The 20,901-nt window shown below is 61.6% G+C and carries 18 protein-coding genes; 10 read left to right on the forward strand and 8 right to left on the reverse strand.

What is annotated here, in order from left to right; translation table 11 throughout:
- Positions 1–27: 27 nt before the first annotated feature.
- The 4 genes from CPH57_RS00275 to CPH57_RS00290 form a co-directional block, all read right to left on the reverse strand.
- Positions 28–1,422 (reverse strand): amino acid permease, encoded by a 1,395-nt coding sequence (locus CPH57_RS00275; RefSeq protein ID WP_033651653.1) that lies wholly within the window; start codon positions 1,420–1,422, stop codon positions 28–30.
- A 102-nt stretch (positions 1,423–1,524) separates the two neighbouring features.
- The gene (gene hutH, locus CPH57_RS00280) at positions 1,525–3,060 is read right to left on the reverse strand and encodes a histidine ammonia-lyase (protein WP_025301604.1); all 1,536 of its coding nucleotides are present in this window, start codon (positions 3,058–3,060) and stop codon (positions 1,525–1,527) included.
- Positions 3,057–4,748: a urocanate hydratase gene (hutU, locus tag CPH57_RS00285; protein ID WP_025159649.1), complete on the reverse strand. Its 1,692-nt coding sequence runs from the start codon at positions 4,746–4,748 to the stop codon at positions 3,057–3,059. The genes hutH and hutU overlap by 4 nt, the downstream gene beginning before the upstream one ends.
- A 375-nt stretch (positions 4,749–5,123) precedes the next feature.
- The gene (locus CPH57_RS00290; RefSeq protein WP_089191193.1) at positions 5,124–6,464 is read right to left on the reverse strand and encodes an aromatic acid/H+ symport family MFS transporter; all 1,341 of its coding nucleotides are present in this window, start codon (positions 6,462–6,464) and stop codon (positions 5,124–5,126) included.
- Between the two features lie 327 nt (positions 6,465–6,791).
- Between CPH57_RS00290 and queE the strand changes: the two genes are divergently transcribed.
- The gene (queE, locus tag CPH57_RS00295; protein ID WP_033641878.1) at positions 6,792–7,463 is read left to right on the forward strand and encodes a 7-carboxy-7-deazaguanine synthase QueE; all 672 of its coding nucleotides are present in this window, start codon (positions 6,792–6,794) and stop codon (positions 7,461–7,463) included.
- A gap of 43 nt (positions 7,464–7,506) precedes the next feature.
- Positions 7,507–8,016, forward strand: a complete 510-nt coding sequence (locus CPH57_RS00300; RefSeq protein WP_049866645.1) for a GNAT family N-acetyltransferase — start codon at positions 7,507–7,509, stop codon at positions 8,014–8,016.
- Positions 8,017–8,042: 26 nt separating this feature from the next.
- Here the strand turns inward: CPH57_RS00300 and queD are convergent, their stop codons facing one another.
- Positions 8,043–8,402 (reverse strand): 6-carboxytetrahydropterin synthase QueD, encoded by a 360-nt coding sequence (gene queD / locus CPH57_RS00305; RefSeq protein ID WP_004932638.1) that lies wholly within the window; start codon positions 8,400–8,402, stop codon positions 8,043–8,045.
- Positions 8,403–8,838: 436 nt separating this feature from the next.
- On the opposite strand from queD, the gene cysJ reads away from it, so the two are divergent.
- The 3 genes from cysJ (at position 8,839) to CPH57_RS00320 (ending at position 13,149) form a co-directional block, all read left to right on the forward strand.
- Entirely contained in the window at positions 8,839–10,638 is a 1,800-nt protein-coding gene (gene cysJ, locus CPH57_RS00310) for an NADPH-dependent assimilatory sulfite reductase flavoprotein subunit (RefSeq protein ID WP_033651649.1), read from the forward strand.
- The gene (gene cysI, locus CPH57_RS00315; RefSeq protein ID WP_033641880.1) at positions 10,638–12,353 is read left to right on the forward strand and encodes an assimilatory sulfite reductase (NADPH) hemoprotein subunit; all 1,716 of its coding nucleotides are present in this window, start codon (positions 10,638–10,640) and stop codon (positions 12,351–12,353) included. The genes cysJ and cysI overlap by 1 nt, the downstream gene beginning before the upstream one ends.
- A gap of 61 nt (positions 12,354–12,414) precedes the next feature.
- Complete coding sequence (locus tag CPH57_RS00320) at positions 12,415–13,149, forward strand: phosphoadenylyl-sulfate reductase (RefSeq protein ID WP_033641881.1); 735 nt, start codon at positions 12,415–12,417, stop codon at positions 13,147–13,149.
- A gap of 55 nt (positions 13,150–13,204) precedes the next feature.
- Here the strand turns inward: CPH57_RS00320 and CPH57_RS00325 are convergent, their stop codons facing one another.
- Entirely contained in the window at positions 13,205–14,275 is a 1,071-nt protein-coding gene (locus tag CPH57_RS00325; protein WP_042785639.1) for an aminopeptidase, read from the reverse strand.
- 261 nt (positions 14,276–14,536) lie between these two features.
- Here CPH57_RS00325 and cysG point away from each other — a divergent pair, with 261 nt between their 5' ends.
- The 5 genes from cysG to CPH57_RS00350 all read left to right on the forward strand — a co-directional run bounded on the left by cysG (position 14,537) and on the right by CPH57_RS00350 (position 19,376).
- Entirely contained in the window at positions 14,537–15,967 is a 1,431-nt protein-coding gene (gene cysG / locus CPH57_RS00330; protein ID WP_096241900.1) for a siroheme synthase CysG, read from the forward strand.
- A 22-nt stretch (positions 15,968–15,989) separates the two neighbouring features.
- Positions 15,990–16,898 carry a sulfate adenylyltransferase subunit CysD gene (cysD, locus tag CPH57_RS00335; protein ID WP_033641883.1) on the forward strand — a complete coding sequence of 303 codons (909 nt, stop codon included), beginning with the start codon at positions 15,990–15,992 and terminating at the stop codon, positions 16,896–16,898.
- A gap of 11 nt (positions 16,899–16,909) precedes the next feature.
- Positions 16,910–18,337 carry a sulfate adenylyltransferase subunit CysN gene (gene cysN, locus CPH57_RS00340; RefSeq protein WP_033641884.1) on the forward strand — a complete coding sequence of 476 codons (1,428 nt, stop codon included), beginning with the start codon at positions 16,910–16,912 and terminating at the stop codon, positions 18,335–18,337.
- Positions 18,276–18,965: an adenylyl-sulfate kinase gene (cysC, locus tag CPH57_RS00345; RefSeq protein WP_079656228.1), complete on the forward strand. Its 690-nt coding sequence runs from the start codon at positions 18,276–18,278 to the stop codon at positions 18,963–18,965. The genes cysN and cysC overlap by 62 nt, the downstream gene beginning before the upstream one ends.
- An 84-nt stretch (positions 18,966–19,049) precedes the next feature.
- A complete protein-coding gene (locus tag CPH57_RS00350; RefSeq protein ID WP_016929047.1) occupies positions 19,050–19,376 on the forward strand; it encodes a DUF3561 family protein in 327 nt (108 codons plus the stop codon).
- A gap of 52 nt (positions 19,377–19,428) precedes the next feature.
- Here the strand turns inward: CPH57_RS00350 and CPH57_RS00355 are convergent, their stop codons facing one another.
- Together CPH57_RS00355 and CPH57_RS00360 are read right to left on the reverse strand one after the other, a co-directional pair.
- On the reverse strand, positions 19,429–20,151 hold the full coding sequence (locus tag CPH57_RS00355; protein ID WP_089196591.1) for an amino acid ABC transporter ATP-binding protein: 723 nt from the start codon (positions 20,149–20,151) through the stop codon (positions 19,429–19,431).
- Positions 20,135–20,854, reverse strand: a complete 720-nt coding sequence (locus CPH57_RS00360; protein ID WP_042706788.1) for an amino acid ABC transporter permease — start codon at positions 20,852–20,854, stop codon at positions 20,135–20,137. The genes CPH57_RS00355 and CPH57_RS00360 overlap by 17 nt, the downstream gene beginning before the upstream one ends.
- Between the last annotated feature and the right edge of the window lie 47 nt (positions 20,855–20,901).

Here is a 20,901-nt window from a genome sequence, read left to right on the forward strand (position 1 = left end):
CGCAGCGGGTTTTAGCAGAAGCGAGCGTTACATCTGTTGCGTCGCCGCGGTCACCGGCGAACCGCCGCCTTTCTTGCGCACCCACAGCCAGTAAGCCACGGTGAGTAAAGCGATCCACACCAGCCCGACGTACAGCGCGATGCGGCTCTCTTCGAAATAGCCGAGCAGGCCGATGACGAACGCCATAAAGGCGGTCGCCAATGCCGGCGCCACCGGCCACCACGGCACCGGGAAGCTCAACTGACGCGTTTCTTCCGGCGACAGCGTGCGGCGCATGACGATCTGCGACAGCAGGATCATCAGCCACACCCAGACGGTGGCGAAGGTGGCGATCGAAGCGATGATCATGAAGACCTTCTCCGGGATCAGGTAGTTGAGCACCACCGCCAACAGCAGGGCGACTGACATCACCAGCACCGTCATCCACGGCACGCCGCTGGCGGTCAGTTTGGTGAAGCTGCGCGGCGCCTGGCCGTCCTGCGCCATGCCGTACATCATGCGGCCGGCGCCGAAGATATCGCTGTTGATGGCCGAAATGGCGGCGGTGATTACTACCACGTTCAGCACGTTGGCGGCGGAGCTGATGCCGAGGTTGCTGAAGATCTCAACGAACGGGCTGCCGTTCTGGCCGATGCTGTTCCACGGATAGATAGCCATCAGCACCGTCAGCGTCAGCACGTAAAACAGCAGGATGCGCACCGGCACGGCGTTGATCGCCTTCGGCAGCACTTTGGCAGGGTCTTTCGCCTCGCTGGCGGTAATGCCGATGATCTCGATGCCGCCGAAGGCGAACATCACCACCGCCAATGACGCGACCACGCCGCCGATGCCGTTAGGCATAAAGCCGCCGTGTTGCCACAGGTTGCTGATACCGGTGGCGTGCTGGGTTTGCCCGAAACCGAACAGCATCACCGCTGCACCGCCGACGATCATCGCCACGATGGCGGCGACCTTGACCAGCGACAGCCAGAACTCCAGCTCGCCGAAGACCTTGACGCTGCACAGGTTGAGCGCGCCGATAAACAGGATGATGCTGAGCACCCAAACCCACTGAGCGACGTCGGGGAACCACAGCCCCATATAGATACCGAAGGCGGTGACGTCCGCCAGGGCGACGATCACCATTTCGAAGGTGTAGGTCCAGCCGGTGAGGAACCCGGCCAGCGGGCCGAGATAGTGGCTGGCGTAGTGGCCGAACGAGCCGGAAACCGGCTGATGCACCGCCATTTCACCCAGCGCGCGCATCACCATGAATACCGCCGCGCCGCCCACCAGATAGGCCAGCAGCACGGCCGGACCGGCCAGTTGGATGGCGCCGGCGGAGCCGTAGAACAGGCCGGTGCCGATCGCCGAGCCGAGAGCCATGAAACGGATATGCCGCGCGTTTAGTCCGCGTCTGAGTTGTGTCGTTTCGTTACGCATGTTGTTTCCCGTTAAGTGTTTGCCGAACAGGCACGCGCTGCCCGCACCGGGTGGAACGCACCCGGCGGGGCAGAACAAACTGCGTGATTCAGTGTGTGATGATTATGCCTGGCTAGGCAGCAGCGCCGCAGGCAGCAGCGATGTCAGGTGACCGGCCGCCAAGAGTTGGCTGGCGGCTTCAATGTCGGGGGCGAAGAAACGATCCTTGTCGTAGAAACTGACATGCTCGCGCAGCAGACGGCGCGCCTGCTCCAGACCTTCCGAGGTCTTCAGGCCGTTGCGGAAATCCAGGCCCTGGCAGGCGGCCAGCCATTCGACCGCCAGAATGCCGCGCACGTTGTCCGCCATGCTCCACAGGCGGCGACCGGCGGCCGGCGCCATGGAGACGTGGTCTTCCTGGTTGGCGGAGGTCGGGATGCTGTCGACGCTCGACGGATGCGCCAGCGCTTTGTTTTCGCTGGCCAGCGCCGCGGCGGTGACCTGAGCGATCATGAAGCCGGAGTTCACGCCGCCGTTTTCCACCAGGAACGGCGGTAGTTGCGACATGTGTTTGTCCATCATCAGCGAGATGCGGCGCTCGGACAGCGAACCGATTTCGGCGAACGCCAGCGCCAGGTTATCGGCGGCCATCGCCACCGGTTCGGCATGGAAGTTGCCGCCGGACAGCACGTCACCCTGTTCGGCGAACACCAGCGGGTTATCGGAGACGGCGTTGGCTTCTATCTCCAGCACCTCGGCGGCCTGGCGGATCTGCGTCAGGCAGGCGCCCATCACCTGCGGCTGGCAGCGCAGGGAGTAAGGATCCTGCACTTTTTCGCAGTTGCGGTGCGAGTCGGAGACTTCGCTGCGCGCGCCGAGCAGGTGGCGGTAGGCGAGGGCGGCGTCGATCTGGCCGCGCTGGCCGCGCACCTCATGGATACGCGCATCGAACGGGCTGCGGGAGCCCAGCGCCGCTTCCACCGTCAGGCTGCCCGCCACGGTCGCGGCGGCGAACAGGTCTTCCGCGTCGAACAGGCCGCGCAGCGCGAAGGCGGCGGAGACCTGGGTGCCGTTCAGCAGCGCCAGGCCCTCTTTCGCCGCCAGCGTCAGCGGTTTCAGACCGGCCTTGGCCAGCGCTTCGGTCGCCGGCAGCCATTGGCCCTGATGACGCGCCTGGCCTTCGCCCAGCAGCACCAGGCTCATGTGCGCCAGCGGCGCCAGGTCGCCGGAGGCGCCGACCGAGCCCTTCAGCGGGATATGCGGATAAACTTCGGCGTTGACCAGCGCGATCAGCGCCTGGATGACTTCCAGACGAATGCCGGAGAAGCCGCGCGACAGGCTGTTGATTTTCAGCACCATGATCAGGCGCACCAGATTGTCGTCGGTAGGCTCGCCCACGCCGGCGGCGTGTGACAGCACGATCGAACGCTGCAGGTTTTCCAAATCGTCGCGGGCGATGCGGGTCGAAGCCAGCAGGCCAAACCCGGTGTTGATGCCGTAAGTGGTGCGGTTTTCTTCAACGATGCGTTCCACGCAGGCCACGCTCTGCTGGATAGGGCCGTAGGCGTTGTCGTCCAGCGTCAGCGTCACCGGGTGTTGATACACGTCGCGTAGCTGGGCCAGCGTCAGTTTGCCTGGGCGAATAGTCAGCGCTTTCATGCTTTTTCTCCTTGGGTCGCGGCAACCATCGGCAGGTTCAGGCCTTGCTCACGGGCGCAGTCGATAGCGATATCGTAACCGGCGTCGGCGTGACGCATGACCCCGGTAGCCGGGTCATTGTGCAGGACGCGGGCAATGCGCTCGGCGGCTTCGTCGGTGCCGTCGCAGACGATCACCATGCCGGAGTGTTGGGAGAAGCCCATGCCGACGCCGCCGCCGTGGTGCAGGGAAACCCAGGTGGCGCCGCTGGCGGTATTCAGCAGCGCGTTCAGCAGCGGCCAGTCGGAAACGGCATCGGAGCCGTCTTTCATCGCTTCGGTTTCACGGTTCGGGCTGGAAACGGAGCCGGAATCCAGATGGTCGCGGCCGATGACGATCGGGGCGGACAGTTCGCCGCGGCGCACCATCTCGTTGAACGCCAGGCCCAGCTTGGCGCGCTGGCCGAGGCCAACCCAGCAGATGCGCGCCGGCAGGCCCTGGAAGCTGATGCGCTCGCGCGCCATGTCCAGCCAGCGGTGCAGGTGCTCGTCATCCGGGATCAGCTCTTTCACCATGGCGTCGGTTTTGTAGATGTCCTGCGGATCGCCGGACAGCGCCGCCCAGCGGAACGGCCCGATGCCGCGGCAGAACAGCGGACGGATGTAGGCCGGCACGAAGCCCGGGAAGTCGAAGGCGTTGTCGACGCCGGTTTCTTTCGCCATCTGGCGAATATTGTTGCCGTAGTCGAAGGTCGGCACGCCCATCTGCTGGAACGCCAGCATGGCTTTGACGTGATCGGCCATCGATTGCTTGGCGGCGGCGACCACTTTGGCCGGCTCGGTTTGAGCGCGCTGGCGATACTCTTCCCAGCTCCAGCCCTTCGGCAGGTAGCCGTTCAGCGGATCGTGGGCGCTGGTCTGGTCGGTGACCATGTCCGGGCGCACGCCGCGGCGCACCAGCTCAGGCAGGATTTCCGCCGCGTTGCCGCACAGAGCGATGGAGATGGCTTTGCCTTCTGAGGTGTATTTCTTGATGCGGGCCAGCGCGTCGTCCAGATCTTTGGCCTGCTCATCGACGTAGCGGGTTTTCAGACGGAAATCGATGCGGCTCTGCTGACATTCGATGTTCAGCGAGCAGGCGCCCGCCAGCGTCGCGGCCAGCGGCTGCGCGCCGCCCATGCCGCCCAGACCGGCGGTCAGCACCCAGCGCCCCTGCAGGCTGCCGTCGTAGTGCTGGCGGCCCGCTTCGACGAAGGTTTCATAGGTGCCCTGAACGATGCCCTGGCTGCCGATGTAGATCCAGCTGCCGGCGGTCATCTGGCCGTACATCGCCAGGCCTTTGGCGTCCAGCTCGTTGAAGTGTTCCCAGGTTGCCCAGTGCGGCACCAGGTTGGAGTTGGCGATCAGCACGCGCGGCGCGTTGCTGTGGGTTTTGAAGACGCCGACCGGTTTGCCGGACTGCACCAGCAGGGTTTCGTCTTCTTCCAGCGTTTTCAGGGTTTCGACGATCTTGTCGTAGCAATCCCAGTCGCGCGCGGCGCGGCCGATGCCGCCGTACACCACCAGCTCGTGTGGGTTCTCCGCAACTTCAGGATCGAGGTTGTTCATCAGCATGCGTAACGGCGCTTCGGTCAGCCAGCTTTTTGCGTTTAATTGTGTGCCGCGTGGCGCGCGTACATCGACATTGCGAACTTTGTTATTTGTAGTCACAGCATTTTCCTCAAACAGTATCGGTGCAGATTCCATGCCGCGGTGGGGATGAGTACCACGGCATAACAATGCGTAGGGCTTATTAACATATACTTGTATGTACAAGCATATGCAACACTGACCAGTTGCCGCTGAAAAGTGGCATAAGAAAAAGTTATTTTCTTTTTATATCAGGTTGATATGCGATTTTTTATCGCCGGCCTCAGGTACGGAAAGCCGGAGAAAAGTGAGCTGTTCGGCAAAAATGAATTAAAATTGACTCATTTTTGGGCGGCTAGTCACAATATTTTTACAGTCTGATTACAGTTGACGGCGGAGGATAAAAAAGCCCTATCACCGCAGGAAGAAAGCCCGCCGTGGGCGGGCTTGCAAGGGTCAGGCGGCCGGCTGCAGCGTCGGTTTGCGGCTCATCTTGCACACCGTGGCGATGGCGGCGATCAGCGCCGGCACGCACAGGAACATCAGGATGCTCTGCACTTCCCACTGCATAGCCAGCAGTTGGGCGCCCATCATGGTGCCGGCGACGCCGCCGAAGCGGCCGATGCCCTGCATCCAGGCGATGCCGGTGGCGCGGCTGTGGGTCGGGTAGAAGGTCGCCGCCAGCGTTTGCAGCCCGGACTGCGCGCCGTTCATGGTGACGCCCATCAGGAAGATGAAGGCGCCCAGCAGTACGATCTGTTTATCCTCGGTGGCCATCGCCACGATCAGCAGGGCGGTGACGACAAAGCCGCTCGAGACTACTTTGTGCGCATTCCAGCGGTCCATCAACCAGCCGGCCACCAGGATGCCCAGCGTGCCGCCGAAGGTGAACAGCGAGGTGAGCATCGCCGATTGCTCCAACTGATAGCCCAATCCCTGCATCAGGATTGGCATCCAGCTCAGCAACACGTAGTAGATCACCAGCCCCATAAAGTAGGTCAGCCACAGCATCAGCGTGCCGAGCAGGTAAGGGCGGCTGAACAGCAGGCCGACGCTGGTCTTGGTCTGCGCCAGCTTCTCTTCGTACAGGTAAAAACGCGTCACGCCGTCGAGGCTCCGGCTGACGAAGCGCTGCGCGATGCGCTTGATCTTCGCCGCATCCTGGCCGCGGTTAACCATATATTTAACCGACTCCGGCAGCAGCAGGATCAGCAGGACAGTCAAGACCAGCGGCGCGATGGCACCGAGCAGCAGCACGCTGTGCCAGCCGTAGGTCGGGATCAGCCACGATGAAATGGCGCCGCCGCCGGCCGCGCCCAGCGGAAAACCGCAGTACATGGTGTTGATCGCCAGCGAACGGCAGCGCTGCGGCGCGTATTCGGAGATCAAGGTAATGGCGTTGGGCATCGCCGCCCCCAGCCCGAGACCGGTGAGGAAGCGCCACAGCGTCAGGCTGTTGAGCGAACCGGCGTAGGCGGTGGCCAGGCTCGACAGGCCGAAGAACAGGCAGGAAAACACCAGCACGCGCTTGCGGCCGATGCGGTCGGAGATCGGCCCGGCGATCAGCGCGCCGAGCGACAGCCCCAGCAGCGCAGCGCTCAGCACCGGCCCCAGATCCTGCTTCACGATGCCCCAGTCTTTGGCGACCGAGGGGGCGATATAGCCCATGGCGGCGGTATCGAAGCCGTCGATGGCGAGGATCAGAAATCCGAGAATGATCAGTGTCCAGTGAAACAGCGAAAACTTGCTGTCGTCGATGGCCTGTTGAATGTTTAACTCGCTGGTGGAATGAGTCATGGCACCCTCTAAACGCAGATGTAGTCGTGATGGATGGAACGTGGCCGAAACTGGCGCTCGGCTTGTGTTTGCTTGTATATACATCTGCGCGTCGGCGCTTTATGTCAAATATAATTATCTTATTTGTTAACTTTGTGTTGTTTTCTGTGGAGCAGGTTGCACCGCCGATGAAAGGCCAAAGACCGGTTAACAAATTAAATGAACGCCATTGGCGGTGAGATATGCTGACGGCGGCGCGGAGGATAAAATTTAATACAATTTTGGCCGTTTGGTCGCCGGGCCGGAATCTGCGATAATCGCTTTTTACTTTTCCAGATTGAGAAACCGATGCAGTACCCGATCAACGAGATGTTCCAAACCTTGCAGGGCGAAGGCTTTTTCACCGGCGTTCCGGCCATTTTCATCCGCCTGCAGGGCTGCCCGGTAGGGTGCAGCTGGTGCGACACCAAACATACCTGGGAAAAGGAAGCCCATCGGGAAGTCGACCTGCAACGGATCCTGGTCAAAACAGAAGAGAGCGACGCCTGGGGCAATGCCGGCGCCGAGCAGCTGTTGGCGGTGATGCGCCAACAAGGTTACACCGCGCGCCATGTGGTGATCACCGGCGGTGAACCCTGCATCTACGATCTGGCGCCGTTGACCGAGCTGTTCGAGCAGCACGGCTACCGTTGCCAGATTGAAACCAGCGGCACCCACGAAATTCGCTGCTCCGCCAACACCTGGGTGACGGTTTCGCCCAAGGTGAATATGCGCGGCGGCATGAAGGTGCTGGATCAGGCGCTGCGGCGCGCCGACGAGGTGAAGCATCCGGTGGCGCGCGAGCGCGATATCGAGGCGCTGGATGCGCTGCTGGCGACGCTGCAGGACGATAAGGCGCGCATTATCGCGCTGCAGCCGATCAGCCAGAAAGAAGAGGCGACCCGCCTGTGCATCGAAACCTGCATTGCGCGCAATTGGCGGTTGTCGATGCAGACCCACAAATATCTGAATATCGCCTGAGTTTTTTATTGGCCGCAGGCCTTCGAACGGGACGGGAGTTACGGTGAAAATTGTATCGCGTGCATTCGAGGCGGTGACGGAAGCGGAATTGCGGTCGATTCGCTCGCTGTTGTCCGACGCTTTCCCCGAGATAACCGACGGATTTTATCGGCGGCAGGTGCCGGCTTGCCTGGTGACCGCCACGGAAGGCGAGGCGATCGTTGGCCAACTGGCGGTGCATGAGCGGCCGGTGTTGATTGACGGTGAGGCCGAGGTGATCGGCATCATCGGGCTGGTGGCCGTGGCACACACGCATCGGCGCCGCGGCGTGGCCGCAAACATGCTGGTGAAGGCGCATGACTATTTGCGCAGTAAAGGGATCGCGTATTCCATACTGTTTGCGGTAAGCGAAAAGTACTATACCGGCGCCGGCTATCGGGCGATGGAAAACGAGACGGCGTTCATTGAGGATGGCGAGAGCAAAACGTTTGTCTATCGAGGGGGAATGGCGCTGAGCCTGTCGGAAAGGCCCTGGACGGCGCGGCGCTTGGATCTGCAAGGCGAGGTAGTGTGAGGGTATCTGCACATACCCTCACGGCATCAACCTTTATATACGCATCCCGCTGTACAGGTCTCTTTCACCATCACCGCAGTCAGTTCCGGTAACTGGGGCTTGAGCTGCTGCCAAATCCAGGCGGCGAGCACTTCGCTGGTGGGATTTTCCAATCCTGGAATATCGTTCAGATAATGGTGATCCAGCCGCTCCCAGATCGGGGAAAACACAGCCTTGAGCTCGGCGAAATCCATCACCCAACCGGTGTGGGGATCCACTTCACCGGTCACTTCCAGACGCACCATAAACGAATGCCCATGCAGACGGCCGCATTTGTGGCCCTCCGGCACATGCGGCAAACGGTGTGCGGCTTCAAACTGAAAATCTTTAAACAGCGTGGTTGCCATTATTACGGCCTCATTGACTCAAAAACCGCCGCATAGTACCGGAAAGCGCGTCTGCTTGCCATTTATACCGTTATGGTCTACCGCCACGGCAAACGCATCCGGTTAACACTTTTTTTGTTTGGTGTCTGCGGCACCTATCGGCTGGGGTTATGAGCCGAAATGTTGAACGGTGAAAAAATGATGAAAAAAAGTGCTTTATTTTCATCTGGATAAAAAACTTTGTTTAACGGTTTAAGCGTTATCCCTTACCAGAAAAACAGCTTAGTCATTTTGGTTATGATTTATTGCTATCCCTTATTTAATCGTTGCTATTCTGCTCGGTAACCTTACAAACTCTCCTGATCTTTTCCGCACGCCCGACGCAGCGAAGAGACAGCGACTGACACTGGCGCGCGCCTGGCAGGAAAGGCGCTAAGTATAGGAAATAAGTACAGCAATGACGACTCAGGCTCCTCCAACATCTTTGCTCCCGCTGACGCCCGAACAGCTGGCACGCCTGCAGGCGACGATCGGCGACTATTCGCCGACGCAGCTGGCGTGGCTGTCCGGTTATTTTTGGGGCATGGTCAATCAACAGCCAGGAGCCGTGGCCATTGCGCCCGCCGCCCCTGCCGCCGCCGGCATCACCATCATTTCCGCTTCGCAGACCGGCAATGCGCGCCGCCTGGCGGAGCAGCTGCGCGACGATTTGCTGGCCGCCAATCTGAACGCCACGCTGATCAGCGCCGGCGATTACAAGTTCAAGCAGATAGCGCAAGAGCGCCTGCTGGTGATCGTCGCCTCCACGCAAGGGGAAGGCGAGCCGGCGGAAGAAGCGGTGGCGCTGCATAAATACCTGTTCTCGAAAAAGGCGCCGAAGCTGAGTGACACCGCGTTTGCGGTGTTCGGGCTGGGCGACACCTCTTATGAGAATTTCTGTCAGTCCGGTAAAGATTTCGACGCCAAGTTGGCCGAACTGGGCGCCGAGCGCCTGGTGGAGCGCGTGGATGCCGACGTGGAGTATCAGGAACTGGCCGCCGCCTGGCGCAAACAGGTGGTGTCGGTGCTGAAGGCGCGCGCGCCGGCGGAAAGCGCCGCGCCGGGCGCGTTGGCCAGCGGCGCGGTCGACCTGATCGACAGCAGCCCGTACAGCAAGGAACAACCGCTCACCGCCCAACTGGCGGTCAAGCAGAAAATTACCGGCCGCGCGTCCGATAAAGACGTGCGCCATATCGAGATCGATTTGGGCGATTCGGGCCTGCGCTACCAGCCTGGCGATGCGCTCGGCGTATGGTTCGACAACGATCCGGCGCTGGTGGACGAATTGGTGCAGCTATTGTGGCTGAAAGGCGACGAACCGGTCGAGGTGGAAGGGCAAACCCTGCCGCTGGCGCAGGCGCTGCGCAGCCATTTCGAACTGACGCAGAACACCACGCCGATCGTCGATAAATACGCCGCGCTGTCGCGCGACGAAAAGCTGATCGGTCTGTTGGCGGATAAAGCCGCGCTGCAGCAGTATGCGCACAACACGCCGATCGTCGACATGGTGCGCCAGGCGCCGGCGGATCTGAGCGCCGAACAGCTGGTCGGGCTGCTGCGTCCGCTGACGCCGCGCCTGTACTCCATCGCCTCTTCACAGGCGGAAAATGAGAACGAAGTGCACATCACCGTGGGCGTCGTGCGTTACGACATCGACGGGCGCGCTCGCAGCGGCGGCGCCTCCGGTTTCCTGGCGGATCGCCTGGAGGAGGACGGCGACGTGCGGGTGTTTATCGAGCACAACGACAACTTCCGTCTGCCGGCCAACCCGGAAACGCCGGTGATCATGATCGGCCCGGGCACCGGCATCGCGCCGTTCCGCGCCTTTATGCAGCAGCGCGACGCCGACGGCGCCGGCGGCAAAAACTGGCTGTTCTTCGGCAACCCGCACTTTACCGAAGATTTCCTGTACCAGGTTGAATGGCAGCGCTACGTGAAAGACGGCCTGCTGACCCGCATCGATCTGGCCTGGTCCCGCGACCAGCAACATAAAATATACGTACAAGACAAACTGCGCGAACAGGGCGCGGAAGTGTGGCGCTGGATTCAGGAAGGCGCGCACATTTACGTCTGCGGCGATGCCAATCGCATGGCGAAAGACGTGGAACACACATTACTGGAACTGGTGGCCGAGCACGGTGGCATGGATACCGAGCAGGCGGATGAATTTTTAAGTGAGCTGCGCCTTGAGCGCCGTTATCAGCGAGATGTTTACTGATGAGTGATAAACACCCCGGGCCTTTGGTGGTCGAAGGCAAACTGGCCGATGCGGAGCGCATGAAGAAGGAGAGCAACTTCCTGCGCGGCACCATCGCCGAAGATTTGAACGACGGCCTGACCGGCGGCTTCAACGGCGACAACTTCCTGCTGATCCGTTTTCACGGCATGTACCAGCAGGATGATCGTGACATTCGCGCCGAACGCGCCGAGCAGAAGCTGGAGCCGCGCCACGCCATGATGCTACGTTGCCGCCTGCCGGGCGGCGTCATCAGCCCGCAGCAGTGGCTGGGCATCGACAAGTTCGCGCAGGAGAGCACGCTGTACGGCAGCATTCGCATCACCAACCGCCAAACGTTCCAGTTTCACGGCATCCTGAAAGGCAACGTCAAACCGGTGCACCAGTTGCTGAATCGCCTGGGGCTGGACGCGCTGGCGACCGCCAACGACGTGAACCGCAACGTGCTGTGCACCTCCAACCCGGTGGAGTCCGAGCTGCATCAGGAAGCCTACGAGTGGGCGAAGAAGATCTCTGAACACCTGCTGCCGCGCACCCGCGCCTACGCAGAGGTGTGGCTGGATCAGGAGAAGGTGGCCACTACCGACGAAGAGCCGATTCTGGGGCCGACCTACCTGCCGCGCAAATTCAAAACCACGGTGGTGATCCCGCCGCAGAACGACGTCGATCTGCACGCCAACGACATGAACTTCGTGGCGATCGCCGAAAACGGCAAGCTGGTGGGCTTCAACCTGCTGGTGGGCGGCGGGCTGTCCATTGAGCACGGCAACAAGAAAACCTACGCGCGGCAGGCCAGCGAGTTCGGCTACATTCCGCTCGAGCATACGCTGGCGGTGGCGGAAGCGGTGGTCACCACGCAGCGCGACTGGGGCAACCGCACCGATCGCAAGAACGCCAAGACCAAATACACGCTGGAGCGCGTCGGGGTGGACGTTTTCCGCGCCGAAGTGGAAAAGCGCGCCGGCATCACCTTCGCGCCGATCCGCCCATATGAATTCACCGGCCGCGGCGATCGCATCGGTTGGGTGAAGGGCATCGACGATCAGTGGCATCTGACGCTGTTTATCGAGAACGGCCGCCTGCTGGACTATCCGGGGCGCCCGCTGAAGACCGGCATGGCGGAGATCGCCAAGATCCATAAAGGCGACTTCCGTCTGACGGCGAACCAAAACGTGATCATCGCCGGCGTGCCGGAAAGCGAGAAGGCCAAGATCGACGCCTTGGCGCGCGATCATGGCCTGATCGACGACCAGATCAGCGAGCAACGCAAGAACTCGATGGCCTGTGTGTCGTTCCCGACCTGCCCGCTGGCGATGGCGGAGGCCGAGCGCTTCCTGCCGCAGTTCGTCACCAAGGTTGAGGAGATCATGCATCGGCACGGGATGGGCGACGAGCATATCGTGCTGCGCATCACCGGCTGCCCGAACGGCTGCGGCCGCGCGCTGCTGGCGGAGCTGGGGCTGGTGGGCAAGGCGGTCGGCCGCTATAACCTGCATTTGGGCGGCAACCGCGAAGGCACGCGCATTCCGCGCATGTACCGCGAAAACATCAACGAAGACGAGATCCTGAGCGAGATCGACCTGTTGGTGGGGCGCTGGGCGAAGGAGCGTAACGCCGGCGAGGGTTTCGGCGACTTCACCGTGCGCGCGGGCATCGTCAAACCGGTGCTGGATCCGGCGCGAGATTTCTGGGAGTGAGGCCGGGCGGCCCCTGGGCAGAGGGGCCGCACAGGTAATTTCAAGTATCAGGAGAGACAACATGGCTGAATTCGATCTGGCGGCGCTGAACGCGTTGCCCAAATCCGGGCAGGCGCTGGCATTGGCGGTGGTCAACGGCCAGCTGGAGAGCCTCAGCGCCGAACAGCGCGTCGAATGGGCGCTGGAGCATCTGCCCGGCGAGTTCGTACTCTCGTCCAGTTTCGGCATTCAGGCGGCGGTATGTCTGCACCTGGTGACGCGCATCCGGCCGGATATCCCGGTGATCCTGACCGACACCGGTTACCTGTTCCCGGAAACCTACCGCTTTATCGATCAACTGACCGACCAGCTGAAGCTGAATCTGCAGGTGTTCCGCGCCGAACAGTCTCCCGCCTGGCAAGAGGCGCGCTACGGCAAACTGTGGGAGCAGGGCGTGGAAGGGATTGAAAAATACAACCAGATCAACAAGGTCGAGCCGATGAACCGCGCGCTGGAGACGCTGGGCGCGCAGAGCTGGTTCGCCGGCCTGCGGCGCGAACAGTCCGGCAGCCGCGCCAATCTGCCGGTGCTGGCGGTGCAGCGTGGGGTGTTCAAGATCCTGCCGATCATCGACTGGGACAACCGCAAGATTTACCAGTATCTGACCGAACACGGGCTGAGCTACCACCCGTTGTGGGAGCAGGGCTACCTGTCGGTAGGCGATACCCACACCACCCAAAAGTGGGAGCCGGGCATGAGCGAGGAAGAGACGCGCTTCTTTGGCCTGAAGCGCGAGTGCGGTCTGCACGAAGGCTAAACGACGCGAATGACATCACAGGGCTCAGCAATGCTGGGCCCTGTTTTTTTACGGGCTACTTTTTCTTTTGCGCTTTCGGCGGGTGCGCCTGCGCCAGCTCTTTGATCAAGGGCAGCAGGATCTGCACGCTGTCGCGGCTGCGTTTGTCTATCCGCCCCGGCAGGTAGCGATCCAGATATTGCAGGTTGTCGTACTGCGGGCGGTGCCAGGTGATTCCCTGCGGGAAGTGCGGGCTGACGGCGCGCTGCTGGTAACCGTCCTTGTCGCCCAGCGACCAGTTGGTGGCCTCCACTGACAATACCGGGATGCCTGCGGCGTCGAACACCTCTTGATCGGAACAGCAGCCGGTGCCTTGCGGATGCTGCGCGTTGCCTGGGTTGGTGGCGGCGGCGATGCCGTAGCGGTGGGCGATATCCAGCGCGCGATCGCGGGAGCGCTTCGCCATCTGCGGCGGCGTGTTGCGCCCGGCGTTGAAGTACAGACGATCGCCGGTGATCAGGCTGTCGAGGTTGATCACCAGCACGGTGTTGCTTTTCTCTTCCGCGCTCATGCGCTGCAGGTAGTTCTGCGCGCCCAGCGAACCGATCTCTTCAGCGCTGGTGGCGACGAAGCGCAGGCCGTAGGCGGTGGGGATATCCTTCAGGCGTTCCGCCAGCTCCAGCATCACGCCGATGCCGGAAGCGTTGTCGTCGACGCCCTGCAGCGTCAGGCCGCCGAGATTGTTATCCAGATCCTCGTCGCTCTGCGGCGTATAGGTGTCGAAGTGGGCGACGATCACGACCTGTTTCGGGCTGTCGCCGTTGCGGGCGGCGATCACCGAGCTGGCGGTGACGTTATTCCAGTTCTTCTTGCCGTCTTTGCTGGTGTAGAGATAACGCGTGTTGACGCTGCGAATATCGCTTTGGTAACCCATCTTGCCGAACTGCTGCTTGAGATAGTCGGCGGTGAGCAATTCTGCCGGGCTGCCCGCCATGCGGCCGGGGAAGTAAGTGGCGATGTGGCGGGTCTGTTCGGCGGCGAAACGGCCCATTGGCGCGTCTTTTACGGGCTGTGCGGCACAAACGCTGAAGACGCCGCCGAGTGCGAGGGCCAGCAGGCTGGTCTTCAGGTAAAAACGGGAAAACATACCGAAAAATCCTTCTTTGCTATCGGCGCTGCCGATCATTTTTCTTCGGCGCCCAGTATGAGACGACGGGCGGCATTACACAATTTCCCTGTCTCTTAATTTTCGCGCGAACGCGCAAATCGCCGTCGCGATGAGCATGGTTTGCCTCCTGCGTTGCGGCCTATATTCCATAAAGGAACTAATCATTCCTTTTCGTCATTTCAGAGGCTAAATCTCAGCCCGTATAGTCACACTATCTTTCTGTTATATGAAAAGGCTGTTGTGGACTATCTACCAATATTCGCCGACCTGAAACAACGTCCGGTGCTGGTCGTTGGCGGTGGGGACGTGGCGGCGCGCAAAGTCTCCCTGCTTCAGCGCGCCGGGGCTGAAATACGGATAGTTGCGCAGTCGCTCTCACCGGAACTGGAACAACAACGTCAGCAAGGGCGGGTGCTCTGGCTGGGGAAAACCTTTGATCCGCAGCAGCTGGACGACGTGTTTCTGGCGATCGCCGCCACGGACGACAATGCGCTGAACGCCGCGGTGTTCGCCGAGGCGGATAAACGCCGGGTGCTGGCCAACGTGGTGGACGATCAGCCGCGCTGTTCGTTCATCTTCCCGTCGATCATCGATCGCTCGCCGCTGGTGGTGGCCGTATCGTCCAGCGGCCAGGCGCCGGTGCTGGCGCGGTTGCTGCGCGAAAAGCTGGAGGCGTTGTTGCCCGCCAGTTTGGGGCAGATGGCGCAGGTGGCGGGCCGCTGGCGCGGCCAGGTCAAACAGCGGTTGGCTTCGATCGGCGAACGTCGCCGTTTCTGGGAAAACACCTTCGGCGGCCGTTTCGCCACGCTGGTGGCCAACGGCCAGACGGCGCAGGCGGAACGCCAGCTGGAGCAGGATTTACACCGCTTCGCCACAGGCGATGAGGGCACCCAGGGCGAGATAGCGTTGGTGGGCGCCGGGCCGGGCGACGTGGGGCTGTTGACCCTGCGCGGGCTGCAGGTGATGCAGCAGGCGGACGTGGTGCTGTATGACCATCTGGTCAGCGGCGAAATCCTCGATCTGGTGCGCCGCGACGCCGAGCGCATCTGCGTGGGCAAGCGCGCCGGCGCGCACTCGGTGATCCAGGAAGAGACCAATAGGCTGCTGGTGGAACTGGCGCAGCAGGGCAAGCGCGTGGTGCGCCTCAAGGGGGGCGATCCGTTCATCTTCGGCCGCGGCGGCGAAGAGCTGCAGGTGGCCGCCGCCGCCGGCATTCCGTTCCAGGTGGTGCCGGGCGTCACGGCCGCCGCGGGGGCGACCGCCTACGCAGGCATTCCGCTGACGCACCGCGACCACGCGCAGAGCGTGACCTTTATCACCGGCCACTGCCGCCCCGACGGCGATGGCCTGGACTGGGCCGATCTGGCCCGGGCGCGGCAGACGCTGGCTATCTACATGGGCACCATGAAGGCGGCGGACATCAGCCAGCGCCTGATCGCCCACGGTCGCGACGCCTCGACGCCGGTGGCGGTGATCAGCCGCGGCACGCGCGCCGATCAGCAGGTGCAGATCGGCACGCTGGAACAACTGGAATATCTGGCCCAACGGGCGCCGTTGCCGGCGCTGCTGGTGATCGGCGAAGTGGTGGAACTGCACCACCAAATCGCCTGGTTCGGGCATCAATCGCAGACGGAAGGGGCCGCGCGCCCGGCCGTCGTGAATTTGGCATAGGCAAGGCTTTTAAGGACCTGTTATGGACGAAAAACGACTCACTCATTTGCGGCAATTGGAGGCGGAGAGTATCCATATCATCCGTGAAGTCGCCGCTGAATTCGCCAACCCGGTGATGCTGTATTCCATCGGCAAAGACTCTTCCGTGATGCTGCATTTGGCGCGCAAGGCGTTCTTCCCCGGCACGCTGCCGTTCCCGCTGCTGCACGTCGATACCGGCTGGAAATTCCGCGAAATGTACGAATTCCGCGATCGCACCGCGAAAGAGTACGGCTTCGAGCTGCTGGTGCATAAAAATCCGGAAGGGGTGGCGATGGGCATCAACCCGTTCGTGCACGGCAGCGCCAAGCATACCGACATCATGAAAACCGAGGGCCTGAAGCAGGCGTTGAACAAGTACGGTTTCGACGCCGCCTTCGGCGGTGCGCGGCGCGACGAGGAGAAATCGCGCGCCAAAGAGCGCATCTATTCGTTCCGCGATCGCTTCCACCGCTGGGATCCGAAAAACCAGCGGCCGGAGCTGTGGCACAACTACAACGGCCAGATCAACAAAGGGGAGAGCATCCGCGTCTTCCCGCTGTCGAACTGGACCGAGCTGGATATCTGGCAGTACATCTTCCTGGAAAACATCGACATCGTGCCGCTGTATCTGGCGAAACCGCGCCCGGTGGTGGAGCGAGACGGCATGCTGATGATGGTGGACGACGATCGCATCGATCTGCAGCCGGGTGAAGTGATCAGCCAGCGCATGGTGCGTTTCCGCACCCTCGGGTGCTGGCCGCTGACCGGCGCGGTGGACTCGCAGGCGCAAACCCTGCCGGAGATCATCGAAGAAATGTTGGTCTCCACCACCAGTGAACGCCAGGGGCGGATGATCGATCGCGATCAGTCCGGCTCGATGGAGCTGAAAAAGCGTCAAGGGTATTTCTAAGGAGCCGCCGGATGAACAACGCAATTGCACAACAAATCGCTGACCAGGGCGGCGTCGAGTCCTACCTGCACGCGCAGCAGCACAAGAGCCTGCTGCGCTTTCTGACCTGCGGCAGCGTCGACGACGGCAAAAGCACCCTGATTGGCCGCCTGCTGCACGATACCCGCCAGATCTACGAGGATCAGCTGTCGACGCTGCACAGCGACAGCAAACGCATCGGTACTCAGGGCGAAAAGCTCGACCTGGCGCTGCTGGTGGACGGCCTGCAGGCCGAGCGCGAGCAGGGCATCACCATCGACGTGGCCTATCGCTATTTCTCGACCGAAAAACGTAAATTTATCATCGCCGATACCCCGGGGCATGAGCAGTACACCCGCAACATGGCCACCGGCGCCTCGACCTGCGATCTGGCGATCTTGTTGATCGACGCGCGCAAAGGGGTGCTGGATCAGACTCGCCGCCACAGCTTTATCGCGACCCTGCTGGGCATTCGCCATCTGGTGGTCGCGGTAAACAAAATGGATCTGGTGGACTATCAGGAAGCGGTGTTCGAGCAGTTCAAACAGGATTACCTGACCTTCGCCCAGCAGCTGCCAGGCGATCTGGACATCAAGTTTGTGCCGCTGTCGGCGCTGGACGGCGACAACGTGGCGAGCGAAAGCGCCCATATGCCGTGGTACAGCGGCCCGACGCTGCTGGAAGTGCTGGAGAGCGTTGACGTGGTCAGCGAGCGAGAAAACCAGCCGCTGCGCTTCCCGGTGCAGTACGTCAACCGCCCGAACCTCGATTTTCGCGGCTATGCCGGCACGCTGTCCGCCGGCGTGGTGCGTGTGGGGCAACGCATCAAAGTGCTGCCTTCCGGCGTGGAGTCCAGCGTGGCGCGCATCGTGACCTTCGACGGCGATCTGCCAGAGGCGGTGCCGGGCGAAGCGATTACGCTGGTGCTGAAGGATGAAGTGGACATCAGCCGGGGGGATCTGCTGGTCGACGCCGGCGAAAGTCTGCAGGCGGCGCAGAGCGCGCTGGTAGACGTGGTATGGATGGCCGAGCAGCCGCTGGTGCCGGGCCAGAGCTACGACATCAAGATCGCCGGTAAAAAGACCCGCGCGCGCGTGGAGAGCATCCGTCATCAGGTGGAGATCAATACGCTGGCGCAGCATCCGGCCGACACGTTGCCGCTCAACGGCATCGGATTGGTGGAGCTGACCTTCGACGAACCGCTGGTGCTGGACAGCTACCAGAGCAATCACGACACCGGCGGGCTGATCTTCATCGATCGCATGAGCAACGTCACGGTGGGCGCCGGGCTGGTGCGTGAAACGCTGCAGGCCGCATCGGCGGCGCGCGGCGAATTCAGCGCCTTCGAGCTGGAGCTGAATGCGCTGGTGCGCAAGCACTTCCCGCACTGGGGCGCGCGCGATCTGCTCGGTGGCCGATAAGGTGGCCGCTGAACTGAGGGCGACCGGGCCGGACGATGAGAACGTGGTTTGGCATCCGCACGCGGTGACGCGCGCGGATCGCGAAGCGCGCAACGGCCATCGCGGCGCGGTGCTGTGGTTTACCGGGCTGTCCGGTTCGGGCAAATCCACCGTCGCCGGCGCGCTGGAGCAGGCGCTGCATGGGCTCGGCGTCAGCACCTACCTGCTGGACGGCGATAACGTGCGCCACGGCCTGTGCCGCGATCTCGGCTTCTCCGACGAGGATCGGCGCGAGAACATTCGCCGGGTGGGGGAAGTGGCCAAGCTGATGGTGGACGCCGGGCTGGTGGTGCTGACCGCATTCATTTCGCCGCACCGCGCCGAACGGCAGATGGTGCGTGAGATGCTCGGCGACGATCGCTTTATCGAGGTGTTTGTCGATACGCCGTTGGCGATCTGCGAGGCGCGCGATCCGAAGGGATTGTATAAGAAAGCGCGCGCCGGCGAGCTGCGCAATTTCACCGGTATCGACGCGGTTTACGAGGCGCCGCAGCAGCCGGAAATCCACCTTGATGGCCAACAATTGGTAACAAATTTGATTGCGCAATTGTTAGACGTGTTGCGTGGTCAGGCTATTATCAAACCCTGAATTCAAAAAAAGCGTGTGGCGTTTTTCGCCATGCGCTTTTTACTCTAAGCCGCCGCAGAGCGAGCCGAATAACCAGGGATCACTATGCAAAATGTCACGCCTATCTTGATCGACTCCAAGCAGTCAAAACAGGAGAGAGAGGAGCCTTCTTATTCTTTCCTGGGCGGCGTCAGCGGCTTTGTTTTCTACTGGCTGGCGTTCGCGTTGCCGTTTTTGGTTTACGGTTCCAATACGCTGTTTTTCCTGCTTTATACCTGGCCATTCTTCCTGGCGCTAATGCCGCTGTCGGTGCTGATCGGCATCACTCTCAGCATGCTGCTGCGCGGCCGTTTGATCTTGACGCTGCTGCTGACCGGCGCCGTTGTGCTGTGCCTGTTCTGGCTGGTGTTCAGCTTCCTGACCGGGTGGTGAGAGAGTGGGCGCCGAGGCCGGCGCCCGCAGGATTGCAAAGCCGTGCCGAAGGTTACAAAACTTTGCTCAAAAATGCCTGAGTGCGCGGATTGGACGGGTGACTGAAGATCTGCTGCGGCTGCCCCTCTTCCTGAATGATCCCCTGATCGATAAACAGTACCCGGTCGGCCACCTCGCGGGCAAAGCCCATCTCATGCGTGACGACCACCATGGTCATGCCCTCATGGGCCAGCGATTTCATCACCGCCAACACTTCGCCCACCAGCTCCGGATCGAGCGCTGAGGTCGGTTCGTCGAACAGCATGATTTTCGGCTCCATCGCCAGCGCGCGGGCGATCGCTACCCGCTGCTGCTGGCCGCCGGACAGGCTGTTGGGATAGGTGTCGATTTTGTCGAGCAGGCCGACCTTGCGCAGCAGCTGTTCCGCTTGCGCGATGGCTTCGGCGCGCGGCAGTTTTTTCACGCTGACCGGCGCCATGATGATGTTTTCCAACACCGTCATGTGCGGGAACAGGTTAAAGCGCTGGAACACCATGCCCACGCTTTCACGCATCTTGTTCAGGTCGGTTTTCTGATCGTGGACGGCGAAGCCATTCACCTCTATCTCGCCGCCGGAGAGCGTTTCCAGCGCGTTGATGCAGCGCAGGAAGGTGCTTTTACCGGAGCCGGAGGGGCCGATGACGCACACCACTTCGTTGGCGGCGATCCGGCAGGAAATGCCGCGCAGCACGTGGCTTTCACCGAACTGTTTTTGCAGGTTATGTACGCGAATCACTTTTACCGAACCTCTTTTCCATGTGTTGCACCAGCAGCGATAGCAGGAAGGTGATGACCCAATAGACCAGCGAAATGGTCAGGTAGGGCTCCCAATAGGTGGCGTAGGCGCCGGAGACGGTGCGGGCGGCATAGGCCAGATCCGCCAGGCCGATGGCGGAGGCCAGCGACGAATCCTTGACGATGGCGATGGCGTTGTTGCCCAGCGGCGGCAGCATGCGCCGGAAGGCTTGCGGCAAGATAACCTGTCGCATGGTCTTGCCGTAGCTCATGCCCAACGAGCGGGATGCTTCCATCTGGCCGCGGTCGATCGATTGGATCCCGGCGCGGAAGATCTCCGACACATAGGCGCCGGCGTTGAGTGTGATCGCCACCACGCAGGAGAGAAAGGCGCCGTAGTCGGCGCGCAGCGCGCGGGCGAAGTCGACGCTCATCAGGCCGCTGGTGACCAGCAGGCCGTCGCGCGGGTTGATGAACAGCGGCACCAGCGCAAAGTGCACCACCATGATCTGCACGAACAGCGGGGTGCCGCGAAAGGCGCTGATGTAGATACGTACCGGCCACTGAACGCCGTAATGCAGGATGGGTTTCCAGATGCCGTGCGGCGCCTGCGCCAAGCGCCCCAGACCGAGGATCAATCCCCAGGTGGTGCCCAGCAGCACGCAGATAATGGTGCATTTGATGGTCATCCAGGCGCCTTCCATAAACAGCGGCGCGTATTCCTGGATGATCTCCCAGCGGAAGTTCAAAG

The sequence above is a fragment of the Serratia sp. JKS000199 genome (assembly GCF_900215455.1).
Taxonomy (GTDB): Bacteria; Pseudomonadota; Gammaproteobacteria; order Enterobacterales; family Enterobacteriaceae; genus Serratia; species Serratia ureilytica.

Coding starts and splice junctions, on each gene's coding strand:
- queE (WP_033641878.1), top strand. CDS start 6,792: ATGCAGTACCCGATCAACGAGATGTTCCAAACCTTGCAGGGCGAAGGC.
- CPH57_RS00275 (WP_033651653.1), bottom strand. CDS start 1,422: ATGCGTAACGAAACGACACAACTCAGACGCGGACTAAACGCGCGGCAT.
- CPH57_RS00290 (WP_089191193.1), bottom strand. CDS start 6,464: ATGACTCATTCCACCAGCGAGTTAAACATTCAACAGGCCATCGACGAC.
- hutH (WP_025301604.1), bottom strand. CDS start 3,060: ATGAAAGCGCTGACTATTCGCCCAGGCAAACTGACGCTGGCCCAGCTA.
- queD (WP_004932638.1), bottom strand. CDS start 8,402: ATGGCAACCACGCTGTTTAAAGATTTTCAGTTTGAAGCCGCACACCGT.
- CPH57_RS00350 (WP_016929047.1), top strand. CDS start 19,050: ATGCAAAATGTCACGCCTATCTTGATCGACTCCAAGCAGTCAAAACAG.
- cysD (WP_033641883.1), top strand. CDS start 15,990: ATGGACGAAAAACGACTCACTCATTTGCGGCAATTGGAGGCGGAGAGT.
- CPH57_RS00320 (WP_033641881.1), top strand. CDS start 12,415: ATGGCTGAATTCGATCTGGCGGCGCTGAACGCGTTGCCCAAATCCGGG.
- CPH57_RS00325 (WP_042785639.1), bottom strand. CDS start 14,275: ATGTTTTCCCGTTTTTACCTGAAGACCAGCCTGCTGGCCCTCGCACTC.
- cysI (WP_033641880.1), top strand. CDS start 10,638: ATGAGTGATAAACACCCCGGGCCTTTGGTGGTCGAAGGCAAACTGGCC.
- cysJ (WP_033651649.1), top strand. CDS start 8,839: ATGACGACTCAGGCTCCTCCAACATCTTTGCTCCCGCTGACGCCCGAA.
- CPH57_RS00360 (WP_042706788.1), bottom strand. CDS start 20,854: ATGGAAGGCGCCTGGATGACCATCAAATGCACCATTATCTGCGTGCTG.
- cysN (WP_033641884.1), top strand. CDS start 16,910: ATGAACAACGCAATTGCACAACAAATCGCTGACCAGGGCGGCGTCGAG.
- cysC (WP_079656228.1), top strand. CDS start 18,276: ATGCGCTGGTGCGCAAGCACTTCCCGCACTGGGGCGCGCGCGATCTGC.